Raw genomic sequence first — 26,551 nt, forward strand, 5'->3', positions numbered from 1 at the left:
TTCGCAAGGTTAACGCGCAATGCTTAAAGAAGTTTCATTCGACGACGGGCTGGCTGCCTACAACTTCGCCTATCTGGACGAACAGACCAAGCGGATGATCCGCCGGGCGATCCTGAAGGCAATTGCCATTCCCGGTTATCAGGTTCCCTTCGCTTCCCGTGAAATGCCCATGCCTTACGGCTGGGGCACCGGCGGCGTGCAGGTGACCGCCGCCATCCTCGGTCCAGACGATGTCCTGAAGGTTATCGACCAGGGCGCCGACGACACCACCAACGCCGTTTCCATCCGCGCCTTCTTCCAGAAAGTCGCTGATGTCGCCGTCACCACCCGCACCAAGGATGCAACCATCATCCAGACGCGGCACCGCATTCCCGAAGAAGAACTGCATTCGGGGCAGGTCCTTGTCTATCAGGTTCCCATTCCTGAACCCTTGCGGTTCCTCGAGCCGCGCGAGACCGAAACCCGCGTCATGCATGCGCTGGAGGAATACGGCCTGATGCACGTCAAGCTTTATGAGGACATCGCCCGCAACGGCCGTATCTCCACCACCTATGCCTATCCGGTGAAGGTTGCGGGGCGCTATGTGATGGACCCCTCGCCAACCCCGAAGTTCGACAATCCGAAAATGCACCTGTCGGACGCCCTGCAATTGTTCGGGGCCGGGCGCGAAAAGCGCATCTATGCCGTGCCACCCTACACGGATGTCGTCAGCCTGGATTTCGAGGACCATCCGTTTGAAATCCAGAGCTTCGACAAGCCCTGCGCGCTGTGCGGCGGGGAGAATGTCTATCTGGACGAGGTGGTGCTGGACGACAAGGGCGGGCGGATGTTCGTCTGCTCCGATACCGACCATTGCGAAGACCGCCGCGCCCATGGCCACAAGGGCCATTTGCTGGCGGATGTGAAGGAGGCCGCAGAATGAGCGACGCACCGCTTCTGAAAGTCAGGGACGTTTCGAAATATTACGGCGACCGCGCCGGTTGCCGTAACGTCTCCTTCGAGCTTTATCCGGGCGAGGTTCTGGCAATCGTCGGCGAATCCGGCTCCGGCAAGACCACGCTTCTCAACTGCATTTCCACACGGCTCGTGCCGACGGCTGGCAGCGTGGAATATCGCATGCGCGATGGCTCGGTGCGAGACCTCTATCATATGGGCGAGGCCGAACGGCGTTTCCTGATGCGGACAGACTGGGGTTTCGTGCACCAGAACCCAGCGGATGGACTGCGCATGGCGGTTTCGGCGGGCGCCAATGTCGGCGAGCGGCTTATGGCTGTCGGTAACCGGCATTACGGCAATATCCGGCAATCAGCCAGCGAGTGGCTGGAGCGGGTGGAAATCGGCACAGACCGCATTGACGACCAGCCGCGCGCCTTTTCTGGCGGCATGCGTCAGCGTCTGCAGATTGCCCGCAACCTGGTGACCTCACCGCGCCTCGTCTTCATGGACGAACCGACCGGCGGCCTCGATGTTTCGGTGCAGGCACGCCTGCTAGATCTTGTACGTGGTCTCGTCAACGATCTCGGCCTCGCCGTTATCGTCGTCACCCATGATCTGGCGGTCGCGCGGCTGCTTTCCCATCGCATGATGGTGATGAAGGGTGGTGACGTCATCGAACACGGTCTGACAGACCGGGTGCTGGATGATCCGCGCGAACCCTACACGCAATTGCTTGTTTCCTCCATTTTGCAGGTTTGACGCCATGCCGACACCCCTCATCGTTTCGGAAGTCTTCAAAAGCTTCACCATGCATCTTCGCGATGGCATCGAACTGCCTGTTGTCCGCGATGTCAGTTTCTCCGTGTCCGGCGGAGAATGTGTCGTGCTCGGCGGCCCGTCCGGCATCGGCAAAAGCTCGATCCTGAAAATGCTCTATGGCAATTATGCCATCGACAGCGGCCAGATCCTCATCCGCCACGAGGATCAGGTCATCGACATGGGCAGCGCCTCGCCGCGCACCATCCTCGAGATTCGTCATCGCACCATCGGGTATGTCAGCCAGTTTCTGCGCACCGTGCCGCGCGTTCCGGCGATCGACGTCGTCGCCGAGCCGCTTTTTGCGCGCAAGGTTGCCGCGGAAGAGGCCCGCGAGCAGGCAGCCGTTCTGCTTTCGAAACTCAACCTGCCGCGGGAATTGTGGTCGCTGCCGCCAGCAACCTTTTCCGGCGGCGAGCAGCAGCGCGTCAACATCGCACGCGGTTTCATCACCGATCACGCGATCCTGCTTCTCGATGAACCGACCGCATCCCTGGATGCCGCCAACCGACGGGTGGTCGTGGAGATGATCGCGGAAAAGAAGCGCAAAGGGACGGCCTTGCTCGGTATTTTCCATGACGAGGAAGTGCGGGAAGCCGTGGCCGATCGCGTTCTGGATGTCTCGCAATTCTCCCCCCGGAAGGCAGCGGCATGAGTGTGAAGGTCGGTCTCGAACCTGTTGTCCACGAAAGTGCCCGTGTCACCAATTCATCGATCGGCCGCTATACCGAAATCTCGGAACGCTGCCGCATCGAGGAAGTGGAGATGGGCGACTATTCCTATGTCATGCAGGACGGTGCGATCTGGTGCGCCACCATCGGCAAATTCGTCAACATCGCCGCATCCGTCCGCATCAACGCGACCAATCATCCGATGTCGCGCGCCACACTTCACCATTTCACCTACCGTGCCCGCAATTATTGGGACGACGCCGATGATGAAAATGACTTCTTCGCCGCCCGCCGCGCCAAGCGCGTGGTGATCGGCCACGATGTCTGGATCGGCCATGGCGCGACCATCCTGCCTGGCGTCACAATCGGAAACGGTGCGGTAATCGGGGCCGGCGCGGTCGTGTCGAAAGACGTTGCGCCCTATACCATCGTCGGCGGCGTACCCGCCCGGCTGATCAGGAACCGCTTCCCGGCGGACCTTGGCCAGCGCATGGACGATCTCAAATGGTGGGACTGGGACCACGCAACGCTGCGCGGCGCACTGGACGATTTCCGCACCCTCGCCGCCGAGGATTTCGTGGCGAAATACGCCGGGTAAAATCGCGCCACACCGAAGAAACTGCAGATTCCGGGCGGCGTGCTCCGGGGTCTCCCTAACCATGTCTGCGAGACACCCGCCGGCCTCAATCCGGTGGCACGACTACTAAAAGGTTCGCAGGCGACCACGCGCACGCCTTATCTGCGCATTCTGTAATATTTTCTTCATCAAACTGACATTCACGCTTCACGCACCGCTGTTAGGTCGAACCCCATTAGAAGAAGATTGGACGGGGAAATGAGCTTTCACCTGAAGCAAGTCACGCGCCGTTTCGGCAACCACACTGCGGTCGATTCCGTGAATGTGGAAATTCCGCAAGGCCAGATGGTTGGCGTGATTGGACGTTCTGGCGCAGGAAAGTCAACGCTGCTGCGCATGATCAACCGCCTCGTCGATCCCTCCTCGGGTTCCATTCACTTCAACGACACGGAAGTCTCTTCGCTGAAGGGTGCCGCCCTGCGCAACTGGCAGCGCGACTGCGCGATGATCTTCCAGCAGTTCAATCTGGTGCCGCGTCTCGACGTGCTCACCAATGTCATGCTCGGCCGCCTGAACCACCGTTCGACCGTGCTCAGCCTGTTCAACATCTTCACGGATGAAGAGCGCCTGATGGCGATTGCCGCCCTCGAGCGGCTCGGCATCGAGCACGTAGCCATGCAGGCGGCGGGCACGCTTTCCGGCGGCCAGCAGCAGCGCGTCGCTATCGCCCGGGCACTAATGCAGTCTCCGAAGATGGTTCTCGCCGACGAGCCGATCGCCTCTCTCGATCCCCTGAACGCCAAGATCGTCATGGACGCCCTGCGCGACATCAACGAGCGTGAAGGCATCACCGTCATCACCAATCTGCATACGCTGGATACGGCGCGCAATTATTGCGAACGCATCATCGGCATGTCGCAGGGTCGAGTCGTTTTCGACGGAACACCCGCCGAACTGACGGCGGCGGCGGTCACGGAGATTTACGGCACGGATTCACACGGCGCCGGCATCGACGAGACCATGACCTCGACCAGCATCAATATTCCCGGCGCGCAGCTTGCCGCGCGTCCGGTTCAGCAATCTGCCGGTCCCGAACCGCTGGCTCTCGCCGGGCTCTGAGGAACCGCTCAGCATCGTTTGCGCCCGCGTCAAGGGCCGATACTTCACAACAAACTCCGGCTCGCCGGGAAACAGGAGAAAGTCCATGTTGAAGAAAATCCTTCTTTCGGCAGTCGCCCTTGGCGTTCTGGCCGGTTCGGCCATGGCTCAGGACGTCAAGGTCCTGCGTATCGGTCTCGACGGTTCGGAAAATGAAGCCGACCAGATCCGCAACACGAAGTGCGTTGCCGATGGCCTCAAGGCTGCAACCGGCGTTTCCGAAGTTCAGGTTTTCCCGTCGCCGGACTATAACGGCGTTATCCAGGGCCTGCTCGGCGGCACCATCGACATTGCATCCATGGGCGCTTCTTCCTACGCCAAGATCGCCATTGCCGATCCCAAGGCCGTCGATCCGATCCTGACCTATACCGGCTCTGACGGTTCCAGCGGCTACTACACGATCATGGTTGCCCGCAAGGACAGCGGCATCAAGTCTCTGGCTGACGCCAAGGGCAAGAAGATCGGCTTCGCCGACCCTGACTCCACCTCGGGCTTCCTCGTCCCGAACGTATCGATCCCGAAGGAAACCGGCGTTCCGGTCAAGGAATATTTCTCCGAAACCGGCTTCGGCGGCGGCCATGAGAACCTCGTTCTCGCCGTTCTCGACAAAAAGTTCGACGTCGGCACGACATTCGGTTCGGGCGTCGGCAAGTGGGAAGAAGGCTACTCCGGCGGCAACCTTCACCAGATGGTCAAGAAGGGCAACCTCGACATGGACGATATCGTTCAGGTCTGGAAATCCCCGCTGATCCCGAACGGTCCGCTTCTCGTTGCCAACAAGATCGGTGACAGCATGAAGCAGAAGGTCGAAGACTTCTTCATGGAACTGCCGAAGAAGGATCTCGCCTGCTTCCAGGGTTACACCCAGGGCAAGAACACTGCCTACATCAAGGTCGACCCGGCTTTCTACCAGACGATCATCGACGCCCGTAAGTCCGTTATCGGCGGCTGATCCTCAGATCATATCCGGAAGCGGCGGTGCCTTGCGGCACCGCCGCTTTTGCCAATAAAGGAAAGCGGCATGGCGACCACACTGCAACATGGTACCCTCACGCCCGAGGGATTGAGCGCATCGTCCCGAACGGTGATGCGTCATTATCAACAGCAGCTTAGGACACGGCGGATTTATACCGTTATGTCGCTCGTTATCTTCCTCATCGTCCTTGCCGCCTCACTGAATTTCGCCAATGAGGCCAATTCGGGCAAGTTCTTCGAGCGCCTGCCATATTTTTTCGACTTCATGAAAACATTCGTGCCGGATAGCCCGCTCGAGGTCTTCCGGGCGATGTTCGACCTGCCGTCGCCCTATGACAACGGTTCGCTGAAATACAACTATGTCGCGGATCGCGTTTACATCACCAACGGTTTCTACATACCGCATTTCATCTATCAGCTGATCATCACGCTCAACATCGCGCTGGTCTCGACGATAATAGGCACGACCTTCGCATTTGTGCTGTGCTTCTTTGCCTCCACCAACCTTATCGGTGCCGGCCTCGTGCGCTGGGTTGTACGCCGGGTAATGGAGATCCTGCGCGCTTTTCCGGAGATCGTCGTCGCGGGATTGCTGACTGCCATCTTATCGATCGGGCCGATCGCGGCGATCATCGCGATTTCCGTGCACACCATCGGGGCTCTGGGGAAGCTATTCTTCGAAGTCGTGGAAAATGCCGACATGAAGGCGGATGAAGGCCTGCGTGCCGCGGGTGCCAACTGGCTGGAGCGGGTTCGCTTTGCCATCGTGCCGCAGGTCCTGCCCAATTTCGTGTCCTATGCATTGCTGCGTGCCGAAATCAACGTACGCGCCTCGACCATCATCGGCGCCGTTGGTGGTGGCGGCATTGGCGAGGTCTTCCGGCTGTCGATCGGTAACGATCACGCTTCCAAGACCTATGCCATCATCATCCTGCTGCTGATCACCATCATCGCCGTAGACCAGTTTTCAAGCTGGTTGCGCCGCAGGCTGATCGGCCATCAATCCTTCGAATTCGGACGGGGAGCGGCCTGATGTCGTCCAGCTTCATTCTCAATACCGCAGACCGCGAGAGGCTGACGGCCGCACATCCCGCAATTTTCAATCGCGGCTTCATGCAGCGATACGGCTTGCTGACCGGTATTGTCGCCGTCCTCGTCTATCTCACCGCCTGCTTTTTCTTCTTCAATGTCGGCCCCGCTTTCATGCAGGGTCGATGGGATCGCGCTTCGAGCTACATTCAGGACTGGTATTCCTGGCGGGCCCAGCCACGCCTTCGTTTCGAAGACGGGAAGGTGAACCCGCAGTGGTCAAGCCGGATGCAATATCCCGCCGATGCGCCGATCGACTGGCTGCAACCCTTGCCGGATGGCGGCTACAGCGTCGTTTACGCGGGCACGCAAAACCGTCTCGACGTAACGCCGACCCGGGTGGACGTCTATGTGGACGGCAAGAACTATCCCGTCATCATCAATGGCGACAAGGCTCTGGCGCCTGAGGTCCTGCCGCAAGAGATCACGCAGGACGGCAACAAGGTTCTCGTGCACTACGGTTTTGCCGGACAGGCGGAAATCCGCACCAGCCAGGTTTACGTGCAGCGGCGGTTCCTCGGGTGGGCGAACTTCCTGTTCGATACCAAATCGGAATTCTGGGGCAAGAGCTACGGCGACCTTGCCGCACTGGCGCTGTGGGGGGAAAGGCTCGATCCCACGCGCTCAAACATCAGCCACATGGTCGATGATTTCCTCGACAATGGTGTCTGGCAGCACGCCGATATTCTTTCCAAGCTGATGCAGACGCTGGTGATGGCCTTTGTGGGCACGCTGTTCGGCACGCTCGTTGCCCTGCCGCTCGCTTTTCTCGCCGCACGCAATATCACCGCCAACACGGCCGCCAACTGGGGCATGAAGCGTCTGTTCGACTTCCTGCGCTCGATCGACATGCTGATCTGGGCGCTGTTTTTCACCCGCAGCTTCGGTCCGGGGCCGATCCCCGGCATTGCCGCGATCTTTTTCACCGATACCGGCGCGCTCGGCAAGGTTTATGCCGAGGCGCTGGAGAATGTTGACGACAAGCAGCGCGAGGGCGTCAAATCGGTTGGCGCTTCCCCCATTGCCGTCAATCGTTTCGGCGTGCTTCCGCAGGTCCTGCCGGTCTTCATTTCCCAGTCGCTTTATTTCTGGGAAAGCAACACCCGTTCAGCCACGATCATCGGTGCGGTTGGCGCTGGCGGCATCGGTTTGAAACTGCTGGAAGCAATGGGTACCAATGCCGACTGGGACAAGGTTGCTTATATGGTGCTGCTCATTCTCTTCGTGGTTTTCCTGTTCGACCACATCTCGAATTCCCTGCGGTCGCGCCTGATCGGGAAAACCCAGCATTAATTCATAAAGCAGGAGCGGGATTTCGCTATCCCGCTTCCCGAGACGTGCGCAAAACCGGAACCTCTTTGCAAAGTCAGATACATCCCCTCAATGCGCCAGCATCCGTCTTGCGGACATTCGAGAGACACGCGGCGTTTCAAGCGCTTTTTTTCCTGGGGCATCATCATTCTGTCACGGAAAGCGATTACCTCGCACTCCTGACCTTGCGGGAAGCGGGCGAGTCACGCCAAATAGCTTTTCATCCAGGTTTTCCATGACACCGAAGAGTGCTTGCCGTGCGCTACGCCATCTATTTTTCTCCGGCTAAAGATCATCCACTGACTGAAGCGGCGTCGCGCTGGCTGGGACGCAATGCGTTTTCCGGCGCGCAACATGATGACCATGCCGCTTATGCGGAGATGACGGAGGAGCCGCGCCGTTACGGTTTCCACGCGACGCTGAAAGCCCCCTTCGAGCTTTCCGAAAAATACAGCGAAGCGGATCTCGTCGCCGCCCTCGAACAGTTTGCGGCCAGCCAGTCCGTCTTCGATATTCCGCGTGTTGTCATCGGTGCACTCGGGCCGTTTTTCGCGCTCGTTCCGGATCGCACCTACCAGCCGCTGCAGGATTTTGCCGCTGAGATCGTTGACCATTTCGACCGGTTTCGCGCGCCCTTGTCCGAGACCGACATTGCCCGCCGGCGCCCGCAAAACCTGACCGAAAGCCAGCGGCAAAATCTGTCGCTCTGGGGTTATCCGCATGTCATGGACGACTTCCGCTTTCATATGACGCTGACGGGCCGCATCGACGAAAGCGACGCGCCCGCTATCCAGGATGTGCTTTCGACCAAGTTTTCCGAGTTCGTCGACCGGCCTCTCACCATTTCCGGCCTCGCTTTGTTCGTTGAGGAAACGCGCGGCGCACCATTTACCGTTCATCGCTGGCACCCGCTTGGCCAGCCGCCAAAGAAAGATGCTGACCCATGACCGAGCATGCCCTTTCCAACGCCCGTATCGTTCTGGAAGACGATATTATTCTGGGATCCGTTCTGATCCGTGACGGCAAGATCGCCGATATCAGCGAAGGCGCCTCCAAAACCGGTGAGGATCTCGAAGGCGATTTCCTCATCCCGGGTCTGGTGGAACTGCACACCGACCATCTGGAACAGCACTATTCGCCGCGTCCCGGGGTTATCTGGGATAAGATCGCCGCCATTCAGGCTCACGATGCGCAGGTCGCGTCATCAGGCATTACCACTGTTTTCGACTGCCTGCGGCTGGGCTCCGACGAAGATGGCGGGTTCAAGAAGGGCGAGATGCGGGAAATGGCGGATGCCATTGAAACCGCTGCCGATCAGAACCGCCTGCGGGCAGATCACCTGCTGCACCTGCGCTGTGAAGTCGCCTCCGCCGATGTGCTCGAGCATTTCGAAGATTTTGAGACCGATCCGCGTGTACGGCTGATTTCGATGATGGATCACTCCCCGGGACAGCGCCAGTTCCAGTCGATGGACCAATATATCTTCTATTACCAGAAGAAGCGCGGACTGAGCGACGAGGCTTTCGCCGAGTTCGTCAGACGCCGGCAGACGGCATCGGCGGAGTTTTCCGCCAAGCACCGGGATTACCTGGCGGCCCGCTGCGCCGAGCGCGGCATAACTGTTGCAAGCCATGACGACGCTACAGAAGCGCATGTGGGCGAAGCGATTGGACACGGCGTGAAACTCGCGGAGTTCCCCACCAGCGTCGAGGCGGCAAAGGCTTCGCACAGCGCCGGCATGAGCGTGCTGATGGGCGCACCGAACATCGTTCGCGGCAAGTCCCATTCCGGCAACATCGCCGCGCGTGATCTTGCCGAACTTGGCGTACTGGATGTTCTCTCTTCCGACTATGTGCCGTTCAGCCTGCTTTACGCGCCGTTCCTGCTCGCCGATCAGGTGGAAGCCATCACTCTGCCGGAAGCGTTGCGCATGGTTACCTCCACGCCGGCACGAACGGTGGGCCTTCGCGATCGCGGCAGCATCGCAACGGGATTGCGGGCCGATCTGGTCCGAGTTCACCGCGAGGACGGCGTTCCCGTCGCCCGCTCGGTCTGGCGTCAGGGCAAACGTGTGGCATGAACGGCAACGGACAGGATAGCCGGCTTGACGGCCAGACACTGGGTACGGTGCCCGGAACCATGATCGTAATTGTCGGCCCGAGTGGGGCCGGCAAGGACACGCTGATGGATTATGCGGCAGCGCAGCTGTCCGGGCGGCCGGGCTTCCATTTCACCCGCCGGGTCATTACCCGCAGCGGCGATGCCGGCGGCGAAAATCACGATGCGGTTTCCATGCACGAGTTCAACCGGCTGGAAGAGGAAGGTGCTTTTGCCGTTTCCTGGCAGGCGCATGGGCTGAAATATGGCATTCCGGCCGCCGTCTATCGTCATCTTAATGCGGGAGACGTGGTCATCGCCAACGGCTCCCGCTCGGCCCTGCCCCAGTTCGGCACCGCCTTTGCGCGCCTCAAGGTCGTGAACATCGTTGCACGGCCGGACGTGCTGGCGAAGCGGCTGGAGCAGCGCGGGCGGGAAAGCCGGGAGGATATTCTCCGGCGGCTGGAACGCAGTTCGCTCACGGTCGTCGGAGATTTTGATGTGACGACCGTGGACAATAGCGGTTCCATGGAAGATGCGGGCAAAACCATCATGCAGGTGCTGGAGCAGAGCGCCTGCCGTCGCCACATTTAAACTCCATAGGCCGAACTGCTCGACAAATGGCTTCCCAACGCTTACCATCAGGCGACAATTTCCAAACATGGTACGCCAAGGCGAGGGATGCCTGAAAAGAGGGTCAGCGACGAGATAACAGTGGTGGCCGGTCTGGCCGCCGGCGTCGCCAATTATGCACGGTCGCGGGGCATCGATATTGCCCCCATCTGCAAGGCTCTCGATATCGATCCCGCCACTTTCGGCAGCGTGACGGAGCGCATCAGCCTCGACCGATTTTGCCGCCTGCTCGAGACATGTGCGTTGATTTCCGGCGACGACGCCTTTGGTTTGCAATGCGCGTCCACCTTTCCCGCCGGCGCATCCGGCGCATTCGGATATGGCCTGATCAGCGCGCCGACAGTGCGGGCTTTCCTGCGTTTTCTTCAGGATCACGTTTATTACGCGACCAATAACAGCAATTTCACCATGGTCACGGATGCCGCGCACGTAACCCTGTCGTGGTCCTTTGCGCCTGTCATCGCCAAACGCGATCAATATGTGGATTTGTCGCTGACAGCTCTGATCCAGCGCCTTCGCGATATTCTGGGGGAGCGCGTCAACCTGATCGAGATCGGTCTGGAACGGCCGAAACCGGTTAATATTCAGCTATTTAAAGAAAGAATGACCAAGCGCGTCAGCTTTTCGCAACCCATCCATACCATGCGTCTTCCCACATCACTTCTGGACGTGGTCAACCCAAATGCAGATGAGCGGCTGTTCGAGCTGATGAACTTGCAATGCCGGATGCTGCGGCCGGAGACATCGGCAGACGCCACGCATTTCATCGATCAGGTGAAGCGTTACATGCAGGTGCGGCTGTCGGATGCCGAGCTTTCGCTGAGCGAGATCGCCCCCTATTTCAACCTGTCGGAACGCAGTTTTCAAAGACGGCTTGCCGAGCTTGGGACTAATCTCAACGAGATAAAGGACGCCATTCGCAAGAATGCCGGCTTCAAGCTCCTCGTGGAAAGCGATCTTCCGGTTTCCGATATCAGCTACAGGCTCGGCTATTCTACGCCGGGTGCGTTTTCGCGTTCCGTTTCCCGCTGGTTCGGGGCAACGCCCACGGATATTCGCAAGAAACACGCGCATCATTCCGCCGTATAGGACGCATTCCCAGCATCAATATTCCATATATCCAAAATAAAATTGGGAAATATGTCGGCGTTCATTGGATTATGTATCGAAACATAACAATAAAAACGCAAAACTTGGCGTGAGATGTTATTCTCTTGAGATGGCAGACCGCCTAATAGAACGCCGCAATATGCCTTCGGGCATGACGGAAAACATTCCAAAGCTTTGAATTTTACATTGTTCTGGACAAGAACCGATTTCAGGTTTTTGGGAAGGACGATGCAGTCATTCTTTCATCGCCGAGGATATGCCCATGCCGGGACCGGCTGGCTGCGAGATCAGCTGCTTACTGCCTGGTTCCTGAGGCCACATCCGGCTTTGGGAAGGTCAATCTCTTTTGAGGCTGAAAGACTATGTCGTCAAAAACGCAGCATGAACGTCACCAGGCGCGTGAAATCGTCCTTTCGGATCGTGAGCGGCAATATCTGGGGCTCGTTGCGCGGGGCCGACATCCTTCTCACATTGCCTTGATAACGGGAGCGGACGAAGCGGATGTTAAAGATACTCTGGAACGGGTCCGCCTAAGGCTGGGTGCGGCCAATCTGCTGAATGCCGTCAGCATCGCCCTGCTGCGTGGACTGATCGAACAGGATATTTAGAGCTTCCCTCTCGCTCCAAAAGCTTACGCGATATCGTCCCCTTCCCGTAAGCCAAAACCGGATGTGTTGCTTTCTGCGCCAAAAACCCACCATTTCGATGGCGGGACGGCGGACCAAAAGGCGGGTCGGAAATGATTTCCGGCCTATCGGCGCAAATGCAAGGCAGCCATACACGGTTTACCCGGCGGACTTTCCGGTCCGCCGGGTTTTCATTTTCAGTTCCTCACAGCGACTGAATCTCGGCAAGAATATCGCTTTCGACGATGATACCGCTTTCCAGCGCCTGCCTTCGAATGCCCTGGCTTCGCCGACCGGGCAAACGCACGTTTTCCTGCTTCTCTATCTCTCCGGCGATAAGCGCCAGTCGCTCGGTAAAGGCCGCACCGCCCGACGATACGGGGTCTATGGCGATGATCGTATGGCCGAGAGAGGGTGGCGCACCCTTGTCGTCCAGAAGGGAAGAGGCCTCGAAGGCGAAGCTTCCACCGGTGAGCGCGGCGGCCATGATCTCCACCATCAGCGCCAGGGCAGCCCCCTTGGCCTCGCCCGCAGGCACCATCGTTCCGGCCAGGGCTTCTTCGGGATCGGTCGTGGGCCGGCCATTCGTATCAAGCGCCCAGTCGCCCGGAATGGTTTCGCCTTTCTGGCGGGCCGCCATGATCTTTCCGCGCGCAACCTTGGAAAGCGCCAGATCGATCACCAGCGGATCTGCCTCGCCAACAGGGCTGGCGAAAGCAATCGGATTGGTGCCATAGAGCGGTTTGGTGCCACCCCAAGGCGCCATGGATGCAGGCGCATTGGCGAACATCAGCGCCACGAGGCCCATTTCCGCGAAACGCTCGACTGTAAGTGCCATGACGCCTGCATGATGGGAGCGATGGATCGCGGCAAGCGCGATGCCCTGCTGCCGGGCCATGTCCGGCAACTCGTCTACGGCGCAGTCGATCGCGGGATAGGCGTAACCGTTGTTAGCGTCGATTGACAGCACACCCGGTTTGACACGACTTGCCACCGGCCGCGCATTGCCATTGACCTTGCCAACCCGCGCCTGACGGACATAAACGGGGATACGCCGAAAACCGTGGCCGCCCTGTCCTGCAGCCTCGGATGCCACGAGCGCCTTCGCCACGGAGCGGGCGTTTTGCGGCAGAACGCCGTTACGCTCAAAGATAGAGGATACGAGATCCTCCGCCTCTGCGATTGAGAATTTCATTCCGGAATGCCTCTGCGTGTTAAGTCGACAAGACCTACACCATCGAAAACATTCGCGAAATGCAATTCAGGCCCGAATGGATATCTTATCGAGAATAACGGTCGGGCACGCATTCGCCCTTTGGCAGGGCGTCATACCAGGCAAGAGCTTATTCCAGCAGAACCGCGACGTGGCCTTGGAATCGATCTAGCGGATGCTGATCGGCAAGGTGATTGTCTTATTTGCATCCGGTGGCGGCGCGGGCACGGGTGACGCGCTCTGGATCCAGGCCGCAATCTGCTGGTCGATGGAGGAATCACCAGTGGACTGCACCACACTGACACCGCTGATGGCGCCTGTATCGTTAACCCGGAACCGCACGGTCGCTGTCATCGCATCGCTGCGAAGCGAGCGGGGCTTACGCCTCTGGATATGCGAGCGAACCTTCGATCCCCATTTTGCCGGCGAGGCGGAGGATGAAGAGAAGAAACCGGCATTGTTGCGCGATGCCGCCGTCCGGTCGGATTGCTGTGTCTCGGCCTTGGCCGTTTCGCGCAGTTCCGATGCCTGTTGCGGTTTGGGGCGCTGGCGCTCGACCTTCTTCTTGTCGTCCGGTTCTTTCTTCTCCACCTTCTTTTCGACCGGCGGCGGCGGCGGCCGGATGACGGGCAAGGGAACCTCGACATTTTCGAGTTCCGCCATCATCTGTTCCTGCACGGGATCGATCGGCTCCACCGGTTCGGGAATTTCCTGCGGCTCGACGATCTCCTCGACCGGCGGTTCCGGCGGCTGCACGGGTTCCGGCGGCGGCGTTTCCACAACCGGCTCAGGCGGCGGCGGCTCCTCCGGGGTGACTTCCTCTACCGGCTGGCTGTTGTCGCTCTTTACCTCTTCGGCATCTTCAACGTCCTGCGCAGGCGTCGTTTCCTCGGTGTTGACGGCTTCCGGTATGGCTGCCATTTCGATCATGATCGCGGCAGGCGGCGGCCCGCCGGCATCCAGTTCCTCTGGTTCCTGCATCAGGTAATAGGCAAAACCCGCATGAACGCCCAGCATGAGCAGTGCTGCGGCGGACCACAACGCCGCTTCCCCGAGGCGGGAATGTCGGGACTGCGGGTAGCCGTTTTCAGTCATGGCGCGGTTCCTGGCACTGCGGGCGCGGCGGGCGGAACGGCACCGGCTGGCTGCGTTGCCGCAGCGGCATTTTCCAGCCCTACCAGAGCGATTTTCAGATATCCGGCATCGCGAAGCAGGTTCATGATTTCCATGAAGTGGCCATAGTCGACGGCTTTGTCGGCGCGCAGGAAAATTCGCGTATCTTTCTTGCCGCCCGTCTGCCGGTCGATCGCCGCTGCCAGGGCTTCGCGGGCAACCGCATCATTGCCGAGATTGAGCGACAGATCATCCTTGACGGTCAGATAAAGCGGCTCTTCCGGGCGCTCCGCCGGCTTGGCGGTGGATGCGGGCAGATCGACATTCACATCCACGGTCGCCAGCGGTGCGGCAACCATGAAGATGATGAGCAGAACCAGCATCACGTCGATGAAAGGCGTGACATTGATTTCGTGGTTTTCGGAGAGATCGTCTCCGCTATTTTCGCGAATACCGCCAGCCATGACCGATCACCGCCCAACCAACGACACAGCGGGCTTGCTGCTGCCCGGCGGAATGCGGCGGAAATCGAGGTCGCGGCTGACGAGGCGTTCCACGCCGGCTGCGGCATCCGCCAGCAAATGCCGGTATCCCGTGATCGAGCGGGCGAAGACGTTGTAGATCACCACCGCTGGAATAGCAGCAACAAGGCCGATTGCCGTGGCAAGCAGCGCCTCGGCAATGCCGGGTGCCACGACGGCAAGATTGGTGGTCTGCGATTCCGAGATGCTGATGAAGGAATTCATGATGCCCCAGACGGTACCGAACAGACCGACAAAGGGAGCGGTGGAGCCGATGGTCGCCAAGGCGCCCGTTCCGCGCGACATGCGGCGACCGGCGTGGGTTTCAATGCGTGACAGGGCCGAGGATACACGCTCCTTGATGCCGCCGCCGTCGGTGTGTTCGACCACCGCGTCGGAAAGCTGCATTTCGTGAGTTGCCATGCGCAACATCAGCGCTGCCGGCCCGCCCTTCTTTTCGACGGCCTCAGTCGCCTCGTTCAGGGTTTTCGCCCTGCGAATAACCTTGAGCGTCGCACCGGCGCGCACCCGTGCACCGGCCAGCTCGATAGACTTCGCCACCCAGACCGTCCAGGTGACGAGCGATGCGAAAGCGAGACCGATCATCACGCCCTTCACGACCCAGTCCGCCGCCATGAACATGCCCCAGGGAGACAGGTTGTGCGGAATGTCCGCACGATGTCCGGCACTTGCGGGTTCGGCGACTACCGGTTCAACCGGGGTGGAGACCTCGTTCGGCGCTGCCGTACCGTTCGTCGGAGCGGGTTGCTCCGTCTGTGTCGGCTGCGGTGAAACACCTTCGGCTGCCGGCGTGGGATTACTTGCGGCGGGCGCAGGCTGGGCCGGCGCGGGCTGTGTGGGCGCGGCAGCGGAAGGCGGCACAGGCTGGACTGCCGGAGCGCTCGGCGTCTCAGCCGGCGACTGCGCGGGCTGCATCGTTTCCGTTGCCGGTGCAGGTGCTGGTTGGATCTGGGTTTCGGATGCCGACTGAGCAAAAACCGCTCCGGCACTCAAGCCGGCCAGCAAAGTGACCGTCATGGCAAGTGAGATATGCCGTGTTTTGTTTGCTCTGGTGAAGCACGCGGAAGAAGTTGAGGTCTCAGCTGACATAATTTTTATCCCGGATTTCCGTCGATGAACTCATCCGCAGATTGACCGGTTCATTAAAACCGGGGCCATGAACGGATGCCGTCGTGAAAGCTTGACGTTCCGATAATAAACCTGAGTTCTTTTGACAACTATTATATTGCCAAAAGACGACCCGTAAACTCTTCTTTACAAAAAATTGACCGACCTGCGGTCTTCAGGTGTTTTGCGAAGGCGAAAACTGCGCCACCAGCGCGTGTCGGTCGCCGGGATAGGTGACCCGAACACTGGTGACATAATCCGCTCCGTGCCAGGTGCGGCGGTGGATGACCAGACACGCCGCACCGGAAGCAATGCCGAGCGCGGTCGCGTTTTTGCGATCAGCGGAAACTGCGCTGATGCGATGTTCCGCGGCACTCCAGGGAACCATTTTCAGCAGCCAAGTGCCCGGCCCGATCTGTGAAAAATCCGCTGCCTCCGCCTCCGGAACGGCGGTGACATTGATGATGCGTTCTTCAAGGCAAAAGGGAACGCCGCCGGCAAAATGCGTGCAGGTGAGTTCCAGAACCGGGGCATCCGCGGCAAGCGCCATGGCCGCGCCGTCTTCTTCCCCCGCAGGGCGCAGTCGCCGTCTGTCGAGACGGTAACCGTAAACGAGGCCGAGGGCCTGCACCTCCCGCTCGATATCGTGGATTTCCAGCACGGCCGATTGCGCATGGGGCTGGCGAACGAAAGTGCCGAGACGCCGGCGGCGCTCGATAAGGCCGCGCTGCACCAGTTCGCCGAGCGCCTTGTTCACCGTCATGCGCGAGCAGGCATATTGCCGGGTCATCTCGTGTTCGTAGGGAATACGGTACCCCGGCGGCCACTCGCCCGACATGATGTGGCGCTCGACATCGTTGCGGATGCGCTCGTGCAGTGATTTTTCCTGAAGATCGGCGCCTGTACTCCTCATACCGATGCTTCCTTCCTCCCGGTTCTATGGATCAACTATCCATGGGCAGCGGCGGCAATCGCCTCGCTGCGAATTTCCTCCGTCAACTTGGCGCGTAGCTGCGAAAACTCCGGGCTGGCCTTGACGGTGTAGTGACGCGGATGCGGCAGGTCGACCGGCATGATCGACTTGATGCGCCCCGGCCGTGCTGACATCGTCACAACCCGCGACGCCATGAATACCGCCTCCTCAATGTCATGCGTCACAAAAATGACGGTCTTCTGCTCGCGCTCCCATATGCCGAGCAGCAATTCCTGCATCAGCCCGCGCGTCTGGTTGTCGAGTGCGCCGAAAGGCTCGTCGAGCAGCAGGATTTTCGGGCCGTTTGCCAGAGCGCGCGCGATGGCTGTTCTCTGCTGCATGCCGCCGGACAGCTGTTTCGGCCAATGGTTCTCGAAGCCGCGCAGGCCAACCTTGTCGATATAGCTGTCGACGATCTCCCATTTTTCCTTCTCGGCCACACCACGCTCGCGCAGACCGAAGGCGACGTTTTCCCGGATCGTTAGCCACGGAAACAGCGTGTAGGACTGGAACACCATGCCGCGATCCGCCCCCGGCCCTGTCACTGCCCGGCCGGACAAAAGGACTTCACCCGTCGTTGGACGGTCAAGACCGGCGATGATGCGCAGCAAGGTCGACTTTCCGCATCCGGACGGGCCGAGAATGGTGACGAAATCGTTGCGGGAGATTTCCAGATCCGTGGGCTGCAAGGCCAGCGTTGGCTGGCCGCCCTGAACGCCGGGGAAAGTGCGGCTGACGCCCTTGATAACGAGTTCGCTCATCAGGCAAGCCTCCAGGCGAAAAGCTTCCGGTTCAGCGATTTGAACGCGAAGTCAGAAATAAGTCCGATGACACCGATGACGATGATGCCGAAGATGATCTGCCCGGTCGCCATCAGCGCCTGGCTGTTGATTATCATATAGCCGATGCCCGACGACGCGCCGATCAACTCGGCAACAATCACATAGGTCCAGGCCCAGCCGAGGACGAGACGGAGAATTTCCGCAATATCGGGCGCATTGGCGGGAATGAGAACGCGGCGGACCACGCCCCGGTCTTTTGCGCCAAGTGTATAGGCAGCCTCCACCAGATCGCGTCTTGTGCCGGCAACCGCCACGGCAACCATGAGAATGATCTGGAAAACTGCGCCGATGAAGATCACCAGCAGCTTCTGCATCTCGCCTATGCCGGCCCAGAGAATAAGCAGCGGCACGAAGGCAGAAGCCGGAAGATAGCGTGCGAAGGAGACGAAGGGCTCAAGCAGCGCCTCGACCGGCTTGTAAGCGCCCATGGCGATGCCGACCGGTACGGCAACGAGCGAGGCCAGCACGAAGCCGCCGACAACACGCCAGATCGTCATACCGATATCGCTGGCAAATCCCTGATCGGTCAGCAGATAGATGCCGTCCTTCAGCATGGTGATCGGGTCAGCCAGAAAGGTCGGCGATACGAAACCGCCGAGCGTGGCAAAGCCCCAGGCGGAGAAAAAAAGCACGAAGAACAGAATGCCGAGAAAAATCCGCGTGCTGTTCTTTATGGGTTGAAGAGGTTGCATTCTGTCGCCTGTCCGGAAAACGGGCGCGGCACTCTATCGCCGCACCATCTAAGCGCCTGTGCTTCGTCCATGACGCACAGGCGCTGTAAGGCTTCTCACTGGCTGCAATAGTCCCCGAAGGAAAAGCAGCAATTTGCTTCTGTTACTTGATGAAGGACGTGTCCGCGAGTGTCGAAAGATCGGGTTTCGATTTTATCACGCCGATTTCCAGAAGCAGATCAGCCGATTTTTCGGAGAACGTCTTGAATTCACCGTCGAAGAACTTCTGGTTGGCGGCCTTGTCCTGCCATTCCAGGAATTTCGCCGAAGCTGCGAATGCCTCGCCGGTCTGTTTTACGTCCGCTCCCATGGTCTCATAGGATTTTGCAGGGTCCGTCTTGATGAGCTCGAGCGCCTGGAAATAGCTGTCCGCAAGGGCTTTTGCCGCCTGCGGATTGGCCTTCAAGAAATCCGGCGTGCAGCCGAACGTGTCCATGACGGCGGGATAATCCAGCGTCGTCGCAAGGATTTTCCCCTTGTCCGGCGCGGCGCGCACTGTGGACAGATAAGGCTCATAGGTCATGGCGGCTTCATTCTGGCCGGCGACGAATGCCTGCGCGGCCGGTCCCGGCTCAAGGTTGACGACCTTCACGTCCTTCAGGGTCAGGCCGTTTTCCTTCAGTATCCAGGCAAGGAAGAAATAGGGGGATGTGCCCGGTGCAGAAGCGGCAACCGTCTTGCCTTTGAGGTCCGACACCTTTGCAACATCACTGCGCACCGCAATGCCGTCGGCGCCGTGCGACTTGTCCATCTGGAAAATCTGGGTGGACTTCACGCCATTGGCATTCCACGCGATCCACGTTTCGACCGTGGTGGCGGCGCACTGGATGTCACCGGAAGCAAGCGCCAGATGCCGGCTTGCCTGCGGAATCTTCTTGATATCGACCTTGAGGCCATTCTTTTCGAAAATGCCGGCCTGCTTGGCAAGCGTCAGTGGCGCAAAGCCGGTCCAGCCGGACATGCCTATTGTAACCGATGTTTCGGCATAGGCGGAAGCAGATGAAACAAGCGTCGCGATTGCGGCGATAACCCATGTCTTTTTCATGATCGGAACCCCTTTTGATTTATTTTTGTGCGATATTTTTTTCGCTTTATTTGAGGCATGCTAGGCAGGGATTTTACATTTGTCTAGACAAAATAGAGGCGCTCAAACGCTTCCAGAAAGATTGCAAACAAGCCGCCCGGCATTCTAGACATAGGATAGCACAGCCCGGCGCATCGGCCCGCTGTTTTCCATATCGAGCTTTTCCATGACCAGACAGAGACGCCGTAACATCATCAGGGCAAGGCGCACCGGCACCGGCATTGCGCTCGTCGCCGCCATTTCATTCATCGCCGGAATGACAGATGCGGTGGGTCTTCATCTTTCCGGCGATTTCGTTTCCTTCATGACCGGCAACACCACCCGCGCGGCCATTTCGGTGGAAGCTGGCGTTTATTCCCATGCGGCGAAACTACTCTTCGCGATCATCGCTTTCGTGGCGGGCAACGCTGGCGGTATCGTGGTCGCGCATAAATTCGACCGGAGTATCTTTGCCGTTCTCGTGGCCGTCGGGTCGCTGGTGGCGATTGCCGCATTGCTGCGCGGCGATGCTTCCGCCCTGGCACAGTTTTATCTTGTCGTTTTCGCCATGGGGATGGTCAACGCTGCCGTCGAACATATTGAGGGGCTGCCTATTGGCCTCACCTACGTGACCGGCGCCCTTTCCCGTTTTGGCCGTGGCATCGGTCGCTATCTTCTGGGGGAGCGAAGCCTCGATTGGGGCATCCAGATCGTGCCCTGGCTCGGTATGATCAGCGGCGCAATCTGCGGGGCGGTGTTGGGCGCCACGCTGCAGTACCATGCCCTGTGGGTGGTTGCGGCAACCGTTTTTGCGGTCGCCATCGCCACACTCGTCATTCCGCGTTCGCTTCGCCACCGCTATAATCAAAGGGTCCGGATCAGGCGCATCGCGCCCTGACGGACTGCGTCGTCACTTGCGTGAGATGGTGACGAATTTCGTGCCGCGCACCCGCACCGTCATCAGGCAGGCTTCCTTGTCGGTTCGATCGCAATAACGCGGGTGCATCTTCAGTACGAAGACCATGTTGCCGAAACGTTTGATGAAATCGTAGCCGTAAATCCGGGCCGTCGCGATCATCAGATATCCGCCCTCTTTGACCTGGACGTAAAAATTGTAAGGGCAACCTTCGTCATCGCAGCTGCGGCCTTTTTCGCCATCGCAATCCAGCACGCCGTGATTGACGACGGCATCCATCAGGCCATCATTGTTGATATCCAGTCTGGTGATGAAATCATCGCCGAAGCCAGCCGTCTTGCACTCCTTGCGGAAATGATCCTTTTCATAGATCTCGGGATCGTTCACCAGCTGCTGCTGTGCCGCCAGCGCGACCGGAAACATCAAGAGGACCAGCGCCTGAAGAGCGGCAACGATAGCGATTCGCACGGCATTTTCCTTTGCATCCGTTTCGTTTATGGATGTTGCGATCATCCGGGCGGCCAGCCTAGAGTTCCGTGCTTGCGCGACACTGACGCAAACGCATCCAAATTTCCGGGGGGACCTTTTCCATGACACTGCTGGGTTTTCTCGATTATGCCGGCGTTGCCGTGTTTGCCGCAACCGGCGCATTGGCCGCCTCACGCAAGCAGCTCGACCTGATCGGCTTCCTGTTTTTCGCCGCCGCGACCGGGATCGGCGGCGGCACCGTGCGCGATCTCGTGCTGGGCAGGGCGCCCGTGTTCTGGGTGTTGAACCCGACCTATATTCTGGTCTGCGTATCGGTTGCGGTCCTACTTTTCTTCACCGCCTACCTGTTCGAATCCCGGTATCGGGTGCTCATCTGGCTCGATGCCGTCGGCCTCTCAGCCTATTGCGTCATGGGAGCCGCCAAGGGTCTGGCTGCAAGCGGCTCCGCAACCGTGGCGATCGTGACAGGCGTTTTGACAGCGACGTTCGGCGGCGTATTGCGCGATGTTCTCGCGGGAGAACCCTCCGTGCTGCTGCGCCCGGAAATCTACATCACCTGCGCGCTTTTGGGCGCCTCCATCTTCACCGGCGCTTATTTCCTCGGCGCGCCGCTTTATGTCGCGTCGGGCATCGGCGTATTGACGGCTTTCGGTGTCCGGTCCGGAGCGTTGATCTTCGGATGGACCTTTCCGCCCTACAAGGGCAAGCCCGGCAGACGGCCTGAAGATATATTGAAGTGAGGCGGCGAAGGCTGCCTGAAACAAAAATGGCGCCCACAGGCGCCATGTTTTTTTGTTTATCAAGCCGAAGCTTCAACCGCGCTTGCGACGCAGGCGAATGACCACGTCCACATGGGCGATTTCCATGCCTTCGGGCGCCTCTGGCAGATTGTCGATCTGGAGATTGTTGACGGGGATGTCGAGAACCTCGTTCTCTCCTTCCACGAAGAAGTGATGGTGGTCGGACACGTTGGTGTCGAAATAGGTGCGGGCACCCTCGACAGCCAGAACGCGGATGAGACCGGCTTCGGTAAACTGATGCAGCGTGTTGTAGACCGTCGCGAGAGAAACGGGCACGCCGGCGGTCACCGCCTCGTCATGCAGCTCCTCGACCGTCAGGTGGCGATCACCCTTTGCGAAAAGAAGATCGCCCAAAGCAACGCGCTGGCGCGTGGGGCGCAGCCCCGAGCGCCGCAGCCTCGTCCCGATATCCAATGTGGCGTCAAATGCCATGCAATCCCATTCCAAACACAGGGGTGAAACCCATCAATTGCAATAGCATATATCTTTTGCGGTGAATGCTTTCAATAGTTTCAGCGTCGCCGAGTGTCGCAAATGGCTGCAAACCGGCCATTCTTGCAAATTTCCTCTGGTTCCTGCCGGATGGTTCCTGTATGCGGACGGCATATTGAGGTAATGACTTCTCTAAAGAAGGTTCGAAGACAAAGAATGGGGGCATAATGGCCTCTGCCCTTGCAGCGCTTCATTTTGAACCTAACTTGCTCTAGTGAAGTCGATAAACACCAGTGATTGAGGAAGTGAAAGCGGTATGGCAACGAGGCAATCAAGTTACAATTACGAGGAGATCCTTTCCTGCGGACGCGGCGAATTGTTCGGTCCGGGAAATGCCCAGCTTCCGTTGCCTCCCATGCTCATGGTTCACCGCATCACCGAAATTTCCGAAACCGGCGGCGCGTTCGACAAGGGTTTCATCCGCGCTGAATACGATGTCAGCCCAGACGACTGGTATTTCCCCTGCCATTTCCAGGGCAACCCGATCATGCCGGGTTGCCTCGGCCTTGACGGCATGTGGCAGCTGACCGGCTTCTTCCTCGGCTGGTTGGGCGAAGAAGGCCGCGGCATGGCGCTCTCCACCGGCGAAGTCAAGTTCAAGGGCATGGTTCGCCCGGAGACGAAGCTCCTCCAGTACGGCATAGACTTCAAGCGTGTGATGCGCGGACGTCTCGTTCTGGGTACCGCGGACGGATGGCTGAAGGCAGACGGCGAAACCATTTATCAAGCGACGGACCTTCGTGTGGGGCTGTCGAAGGAAAAGACCGCCTGAAGCGGACGGAATAGTCCTGGCAAACGCCGGGCGGCTTCGGTCGTCCAGCCGAAATCTTAAGAAAAGGTCCATTTCATGAGACGAGTTGTTGTCACCGGCCTCGGCATTGTTTCTTCCATCGGTGGTGATGCCGCCGAAGTCACCGCATCACTGCGCGACGCCAAATCCGGCATTTCATTTTCACCGGATTTTGCTGAACACGGTTTCAAGTGCCAGGTATGGGGCAAGCCGTCTCTCGATCCGACCGAGCTGGTCGACCGTCGCGCCATGCGCTTCCTTTCGCAGGGCGGCGCATGGAACCACGTTGCCATGAAGCAGGCGATTGCCGATTCCGGTCTCGAGGAAAGCGACATCAGCGGCAACGAGCGCACCGGCATCATCATGGGTTCGGGCGGTCCTTCCACCCGCACCATCGTCGAAGCCGCCGATATCACGCTGAAGAACAACAGCCCGAAGCGTATTGGCCCGTTTGCCGTGCCGAAGGCCATGTCCTCGACCGCATCGGCCACACTTGCGACCTGGTTCAAGATCCACGGCGTCAACTATTCGATCTCTTCGGCCTGCTCCACATCGGCGCATTGCATCGGCAACGCCGCCGAGATGATCCAGTGGGGCAAGCAGGACGTGATGTTTGCTGGCGGCCATGAAGACCTCGATTGGTCCATGTCCAACCTCTTCGACGCCATGGGCGCGATGTCGTCCAAATATAACGAGACGCCAAACCTCGCTTCCCGCGCCTATGACGTCAACCGCGACGGTTTCGTGATCGCCGGCGGTGCTGGCGTACTGGTTCTTGAAGAGCTGGAACATGCAAAGGCGCGCGGCGCCAAGATTTACGCCGAGATCGTCGGTTATGGCGCAACCTCGGATGGATACGACATGGTGGCTCCTTCCGGCGAGGGCGCGATCCGCTGCATGCGTCAAGCCCTTTCCACCGTCAAGGGCGATATCGACTACATCAACACCCACGGCACCTCGACGCCGGTTGGCGACAGCAAGGAAATCGGCGCGATCCGGGAAGTCTTCGGCGACAAGATCCCGCATATCCAGTCGACCAAGTCCCTCACCGGCCACTCGCTGGGCGCAGCAGGCGTTCAGGAATCGATCTACGGCCTGTTGATGATGCAGGAACGCTTCATCGGCGAGAGCGCGCATATTTCCGAACTCGATCCGGAATTTGCGGGCGTCCCGATTGTTCGCAGCCGCATCGACAATGCCAAGATCGACACGATCCTTTCCAATTCCTTCGGCTTCGGCGGCACCAACGCCACGCTGGTCTTCCAGCGTCATAACGGATAATTGCCATGAACGGCATCATGCAGGGTAAACGCGGCCTCATCATGGGCGTCGCAAACAATCACTCTATCGCCTGGGGTATCTCCAAGGCTCTTGCGGCGCAGGGCGCAGAGCTCGCCTTCACCTATCAGGGTGAGGCGCTCGGCAAGCGGGTAAAGCCGCTCGCCGCCGAGCTCGGATCCGACTTTATCGTGCCTTGCGATGTCGAGGATATCGCCTCGGTTGACGCGCTTTTTGCGGCAATCCGAGAAAAATGGGGTACGCTGGATTTCGTCGTGCACGCGATCGGCTTTTCCGACAAGAACGAGCTGAAGGGTCTTTACGCGGATACGACCCGCGAGAATTTCAGCCGCACTATGGTCATCTCCTGTTTCTCGTTCACGGAAATCGCCAAGCGTGCCGCCGAACTGATGACGAATGGCGGATCCATGCTGACGCTGACCTATAACGGTTCGCAGCGGGTCATCCCCAACTACAACGTCATGGGCGTTGCCAAGGCAGCTCTAGAAGCGTCCGTGCGTTATCTCGCTGCCGACTATGGCCCGCGCGATATTCGCGTCAACGCCATCTCGGCCGGACCGGTCCGCACACTGGCGGGCGCCGGCATTTCCGATGCGCGCGCAATCTATGCGTGGAACCAGAAAAACGCACCGCTGCGGCGAACAGCGGATATCGACGATATCGGCGGATCGGCTCTTTATCTGCTGTCCAACATGTCGCGCGGCGTTACCGGCGAGTGCCACTACGTGGATTGCGGCTACAATATCACCTCCACACCCACTCTTGAGGTTCTCTCAAAAGCGGATGCGGAATAAGCTATCGTCTTTCCAGTAAGTAAAAGCCCGGCGATATGCCGGGCTTTTTGCGTTTATAGCCTGTGCCATTTTTGCGAACTGATAAAGTATAACTCGTCGGGGTAACTGAATTTAAACACCGGCTGGTTATGGTCCGCAACAAATTCAACGGTTGCGCTTGCCGCATATTCTAAAGATCGACACCGACATATGCGACTGGCCAAATTGAAGCCATTGCTGGAAAAATTCGGGCTCTCGCGTGACGGGACAGCAGCCATCGAATTCGCGATCCTGGCGCTTCCCTATTTCCTGGTCGTCTTTGCGATCATCGAAACTTTCATCGCCTTGATGGCGGAGCAAGTGGTCGTCAATGCTACCGACACGATGGCGAGGCGTCTGCGCACCGGGCAGATCAGCAGTTCGATTTCCAAAGAGGATTTTCGCAAGAGTTTCTGCAACGAAGTTTCGGTGATTATCACCTGCGATGATGAGATCAAAAAAGAACAGAAGCTTTATATAGACCTTCGCTCCTTCACCGCCTTCAAGGATATTCCAACTACGATACCCTTGAAAGCTAACGGCGAATATTACGATCTCGACACGGCGCAATTCGGCTTCAAGCCGGGTGGACCTGACACGATCAATATGCTGCGCGTCTATTATCGCTGGCGTGTAGTCGCAGATATCATCCGACCATATCTTACCAAAATACGCCCAGCCGACGGGTCAATGCCGTCGCATTTCCTCATTGTCGCGACCGACGCTTTCATGAATGAGAAGTACACCACGAGCGGGGGCTCATGATGGCAGGGCTTGTTTCCACCATCACGAACGGCCGACTTCGTTTTATCGCGCTCGTTGCACGCTTCGCAAGGGATCGCCGTGGCGTGGGTGCGGTAGAATTTGCGATCGTCTTCCCGATATTGCTTGCGCTTTATCTGACGTCCTTCGAACTCACCATCGGCTATAATACCTACAAGCGGGCAAGCAGCGCCTCCGCAACGATCAACGACCTGATCTCCAAAACAAATTCCGTCGACAAGGCTTATCTGACAAGCATGCAGGACGTAACGGCTGCCGTCTTTGCGCCTTACAGCACCAAGGGTCTGCAGCTGAAGATCAGCGGCATCAAGATCGACAAGCAGAAACAGGCGACTATCGCCTGGTCCTGGAACGAGAAAAACGCGCGGCCCTATGTGGTGGGATCGCCAGTCTCCGTTCCCACACGTTTGCTTGTAGCGGACAGTTTCCTCATCCACGTCGAGCTTTCCGTGCCGCATGAGTTGTTGATGTTCATGCCAGATATTTCTTCGTCCGGCGTAAGATCGATCACGATCGCACGCGATTATTTCTTCAAGCAGCGCGACGCTGAGATAACCTGCTCCAATTGCTGATGCGCCTCAGCGCTT

General features: G+C 58.7%; 31 protein-coding genes. 20 read left to right on the plus strand and 11 right to left on the minus strand.

Annotation, left to right across the window (positions count from 1 at the left end):
• Positions 1-19: 19 nt before the first annotated feature.
• The 13 genes from ACQZ5Y_RS04965 (at position 20) to ACQZ5Y_RS05025 (ending at position 11,981) form a co-directional block, all read left to right on the plus strand.
• Positions 20-922 carry an alpha-D-ribose 1-methylphosphonate 5-phosphate C-P-lyase PhnJ gene (locus tag ACQZ5Y_RS04965; protein WP_003514490.1) on the plus strand — a complete coding sequence of 301 codons (903 nt, stop codon included), beginning with the start codon at positions 20-22 and terminating at the stop codon, positions 920-922.
• The gene (gene phnK / locus ACQZ5Y_RS04970; protein WP_003514488.1) at positions 919-1,695 is read left to right on the plus strand and encodes a phosphonate C-P lyase system protein PhnK; all 777 of its coding nucleotides are present in this window, start codon (positions 919-921) and stop codon (positions 1,693-1,695) included. Before ACQZ5Y_RS04965 ends, phnK begins: the two co-directional genes overlap by 4 nt.
• A gap of 4 nt (positions 1,696-1,699) precedes the next feature.
• Complete coding sequence (phnL, locus tag ACQZ5Y_RS04975) at positions 1,700-2,407, plus strand: phosphonate C-P lyase system protein PhnL (protein WP_003514486.1); 708 nt, start codon at positions 1,700-1,702, stop codon at positions 2,405-2,407.
• Positions 2,404-3,021, plus strand: coding sequence for a transferase hexapeptide repeat family protein (locus ACQZ5Y_RS04980; RefSeq protein ID WP_003514484.1), 618 nt, complete (start codon positions 2,404-2,406; stop codon positions 3,019-3,021). The genes phnL and ACQZ5Y_RS04980 overlap by 4 nt, the downstream gene beginning before the upstream one ends.
• A 237-nt stretch (positions 3,022-3,258) precedes the next feature.
• The gene (gene phnC, locus ACQZ5Y_RS04985) at positions 3,259-4,119 is read left to right on the plus strand and encodes a phosphonate ABC transporter ATP-binding protein (RefSeq protein ID WP_003514481.1); all 861 of its coding nucleotides are present in this window, start codon (positions 3,259-3,261) and stop codon (positions 4,117-4,119) included.
• A gap of 85 nt (positions 4,120-4,204) precedes the next feature.
• Positions 4,205-5,110 (plus strand): phosphonate ABC transporter substrate-binding protein, encoded by a 906-nt coding sequence (phnD, locus tag ACQZ5Y_RS04990; RefSeq protein ID WP_003514479.1) that lies wholly within the window; start codon positions 4,205-4,207, stop codon positions 5,108-5,110.
• A gap of 69 nt (positions 5,111-5,179) precedes the next feature.
• The gene (gene phnE, locus ACQZ5Y_RS04995; protein WP_013635271.1) at positions 5,180-6,166 is read left to right on the plus strand and encodes a phosphonate ABC transporter, permease protein PhnE; all 987 of its coding nucleotides are present in this window, start codon (positions 5,180-5,182) and stop codon (positions 6,164-6,166) included.
• Positions 6,166-7,515 (plus strand): phosphonate ABC transporter, permease protein PhnE, encoded by a 1,350-nt coding sequence (gene phnE / locus ACQZ5Y_RS05000; RefSeq protein WP_174049109.1) that lies wholly within the window; start codon positions 6,166-6,168, stop codon positions 7,513-7,515. The genes phnE (ACQZ5Y_RS04995) and phnE (ACQZ5Y_RS05000) overlap by 1 nt, the downstream gene beginning before the upstream one ends.
• A gap of 266 nt (positions 7,516-7,781) precedes the next feature.
• A complete protein-coding gene (locus tag ACQZ5Y_RS05005) occupies positions 7,782-8,480 on the plus strand; it encodes a DUF1045 domain-containing protein (RefSeq protein ID WP_019564525.1) in 699 nt (232 codons plus the stop codon).
• Complete coding sequence (locus ACQZ5Y_RS05010; RefSeq protein WP_003514474.1) at positions 8,477-9,613, plus strand: alpha-D-ribose 1-methylphosphonate 5-triphosphate diphosphatase; 1,137 nt, start codon at positions 8,477-8,479, stop codon at positions 9,611-9,613. The genes ACQZ5Y_RS05005 and ACQZ5Y_RS05010 overlap by 4 nt, the downstream gene beginning before the upstream one ends.
• Complete coding sequence (phnN, locus tag ACQZ5Y_RS05015; RefSeq protein WP_174049108.1) at positions 9,610-10,224, plus strand: phosphonate metabolism protein/1,5-bisphosphokinase (PRPP-forming) PhnN; 615 nt, start codon at positions 9,610-9,612, stop codon at positions 10,222-10,224. The genes ACQZ5Y_RS05010 and phnN overlap by 4 nt, the downstream gene beginning before the upstream one ends.
• An 87-nt stretch (positions 10,225-10,311) precedes the next feature.
• Complete coding sequence (locus ACQZ5Y_RS05020; protein ID WP_065659758.1) at positions 10,312-11,352, plus strand: AraC family transcriptional regulator; 1,041 nt, start codon at positions 10,312-10,314, stop codon at positions 11,350-11,352.
• A gap of 383 nt (positions 11,353-11,735) precedes the next feature.
• Positions 11,736-11,981, plus strand: a complete 246-nt coding sequence (locus tag ACQZ5Y_RS05025; protein ID WP_003514469.1) for a helix-turn-helix domain-containing protein — start codon at positions 11,736-11,738, stop codon at positions 11,979-11,981.
• A gap of 223 nt (positions 11,982-12,204) precedes the next feature.
• Here ACQZ5Y_RS05025 and ACQZ5Y_RS05030 read toward each other — a convergent pair whose 3' ends face one another.
• The 8 genes from ACQZ5Y_RS05030 to ACQZ5Y_RS05065 form a co-directional block, all read right to left on the minus strand.
• Complete coding sequence (locus tag ACQZ5Y_RS05030) at positions 12,205-13,194, minus strand: Ldh family oxidoreductase (RefSeq protein ID WP_019564530.1); 990 nt, start codon at positions 13,192-13,194, stop codon at positions 12,205-12,207.
• A gap of 186 nt (positions 13,195-13,380) precedes the next feature.
• Entirely contained in the window at positions 13,381-14,307 is a 927-nt protein-coding gene (locus tag ACQZ5Y_RS05035; protein ID WP_003514462.1) for a TonB family protein, read from the minus strand.
• Entirely contained in the window at positions 14,304-14,789 is a 486-nt protein-coding gene (gene exbD / locus ACQZ5Y_RS05040; RefSeq protein ID WP_013635265.1) for a TonB system transport protein ExbD, read from the minus strand. Before exbD ends, ACQZ5Y_RS05035 begins: the two co-directional genes overlap by 4 nt.
• Positions 14,790-14,795: 6 nt before the next feature.
• Complete coding sequence (gene exbB / locus ACQZ5Y_RS05045) at positions 14,796-15,956, minus strand: tonB-system energizer ExbB (protein ID WP_065703610.1); 1,161 nt, start codon at positions 15,954-15,956, stop codon at positions 14,796-14,798.
• Positions 15,957-16,149: 193 nt separating this feature from the next.
• On the minus strand, positions 16,150-16,887 hold the full coding sequence (gene hutC, locus ACQZ5Y_RS05050; protein WP_003514455.1) for a histidine utilization repressor: 738 nt from the start codon (positions 16,885-16,887) through the stop codon (positions 16,150-16,152).
• 35 nt (positions 16,888-16,922) lie between these two features.
• Positions 16,923-17,708 carry an ABC transporter ATP-binding protein gene (locus ACQZ5Y_RS05055; protein WP_013635262.1) on the minus strand — a complete coding sequence of 262 codons (786 nt, stop codon included), beginning with the start codon at positions 17,706-17,708 and terminating at the stop codon, positions 16,923-16,925.
• A complete protein-coding gene (locus ACQZ5Y_RS05060) occupies positions 17,708-18,481 on the minus strand; it encodes an ABC transporter permease (protein WP_003514452.1) in 774 nt (257 codons plus the stop codon). The genes ACQZ5Y_RS05055 and ACQZ5Y_RS05060 overlap by 1 nt, the downstream gene beginning before the upstream one ends.
• Before the next feature lie 142 nt (positions 18,482-18,623).
• Complete coding sequence (locus tag ACQZ5Y_RS05065; RefSeq protein WP_003514451.1) at positions 18,624-19,565, minus strand: ABC transporter substrate-binding protein; 942 nt, start codon at positions 19,563-19,565, stop codon at positions 18,624-18,626.
• 205 nt (positions 19,566-19,770) lie between these two features.
• Between ACQZ5Y_RS05065 and ACQZ5Y_RS05070 the strand changes: the two genes are divergently transcribed.
• Positions 19,771-20,481 carry a YoaK family protein gene (locus tag ACQZ5Y_RS05070; protein ID WP_174049107.1) on the plus strand — a complete coding sequence of 237 codons (711 nt, stop codon included), beginning with the start codon at positions 19,771-19,773 and terminating at the stop codon, positions 20,479-20,481.
• Between the two features lie 12 nt (positions 20,482-20,493).
• Here the strand turns inward: ACQZ5Y_RS05070 and ACQZ5Y_RS05075 are convergent, their stop codons facing one another.
• The gene (locus ACQZ5Y_RS05075) at positions 20,494-21,012 is read right to left on the minus strand and encodes a hypothetical protein (protein ID WP_019564536.1); all 519 of its coding nucleotides are present in this window, start codon (positions 21,010-21,012) and stop codon (positions 20,494-20,496) included.
• 77 nt (positions 21,013-21,089) lie between these two features.
• Between ACQZ5Y_RS05075 and ACQZ5Y_RS05080 the strand changes: the two genes are divergently transcribed.
• On the plus strand, positions 21,090-21,728 hold the full coding sequence (locus ACQZ5Y_RS05080) for a trimeric intracellular cation channel family protein (RefSeq protein ID WP_003514444.1): 639 nt from the start codon (positions 21,090-21,092) through the stop codon (positions 21,726-21,728).
• Positions 21,729-21,800: 72 nt separating this feature from the next.
• Here the strand turns inward: ACQZ5Y_RS05080 and irrA are convergent, their stop codons facing one another.
• Both irrA and ACQZ5Y_RS05090 read right to left on the minus strand, forming a co-directional pair.
• On the minus strand, positions 21,801-22,220 hold the full coding sequence (irrA, locus tag ACQZ5Y_RS05085) for an iron response transcriptional regulator IrrA (protein WP_003507276.1): 420 nt from the start codon (positions 22,218-22,220) through the stop codon (positions 21,801-21,803).
• Positions 22,210-22,341, minus strand: coding sequence for a hypothetical protein (locus tag ACQZ5Y_RS05090; protein WP_003514443.1), 132 nt, complete (start codon positions 22,339-22,341; stop codon positions 22,210-22,212). The genes irrA and ACQZ5Y_RS05090 overlap by 11 nt, the downstream gene beginning before the upstream one ends.
• Before the next feature lie 195 nt (positions 22,342-22,536).
• Between ACQZ5Y_RS05090 and fabA the strand changes: the two genes are divergently transcribed.
• The 5 genes from fabA (at position 22,537) to ACQZ5Y_RS05115 (ending at position 26,536) form a co-directional block, all read left to right on the plus strand.
• The gene (gene fabA / locus ACQZ5Y_RS05095; protein WP_003514441.1) at positions 22,537-23,052 is read left to right on the plus strand and encodes a 3-hydroxyacyl-[acyl-carrier-protein] dehydratase FabA; all 516 of its coding nucleotides are present in this window, start codon (positions 22,537-22,539) and stop codon (positions 23,050-23,052) included.
• 75 nt (positions 23,053-23,127) lie between these two features.
• Positions 23,128-24,351, plus strand: coding sequence for a beta-ketoacyl-ACP synthase I (gene fabB, locus ACQZ5Y_RS05100; protein WP_003514438.1), 1,224 nt, complete (start codon positions 23,128-23,130; stop codon positions 24,349-24,351).
• Positions 24,352-24,356: 5 nt separating this feature from the next.
• Entirely contained in the window at positions 24,357-25,163 is an 807-nt protein-coding gene (gene fabI / locus ACQZ5Y_RS05105; RefSeq protein ID WP_003514436.1) for an enoyl-ACP reductase FabI, read from the plus strand.
• A 189-nt stretch (positions 25,164-25,352) separates the two neighbouring features.
• Positions 25,353-25,946, plus strand: coding sequence for a TadE/TadG family type IV pilus assembly protein (locus ACQZ5Y_RS05110; RefSeq protein WP_025592078.1), 594 nt, complete (start codon positions 25,353-25,355; stop codon positions 25,944-25,946).
• A complete protein-coding gene (locus tag ACQZ5Y_RS05115; protein WP_003514432.1) occupies positions 25,943-26,536 on the plus strand; it encodes a TadE/TadG family type IV pilus assembly protein in 594 nt (197 codons plus the stop codon). The genes ACQZ5Y_RS05110 and ACQZ5Y_RS05115 overlap by 4 nt, the downstream gene beginning before the upstream one ends.
• Positions 26,537-26,551: the final 15 nt, after the last annotated feature.

The sequence above is a fragment of the Agrobacterium sp. A3-95 genome (assembly GCF_053521785.1).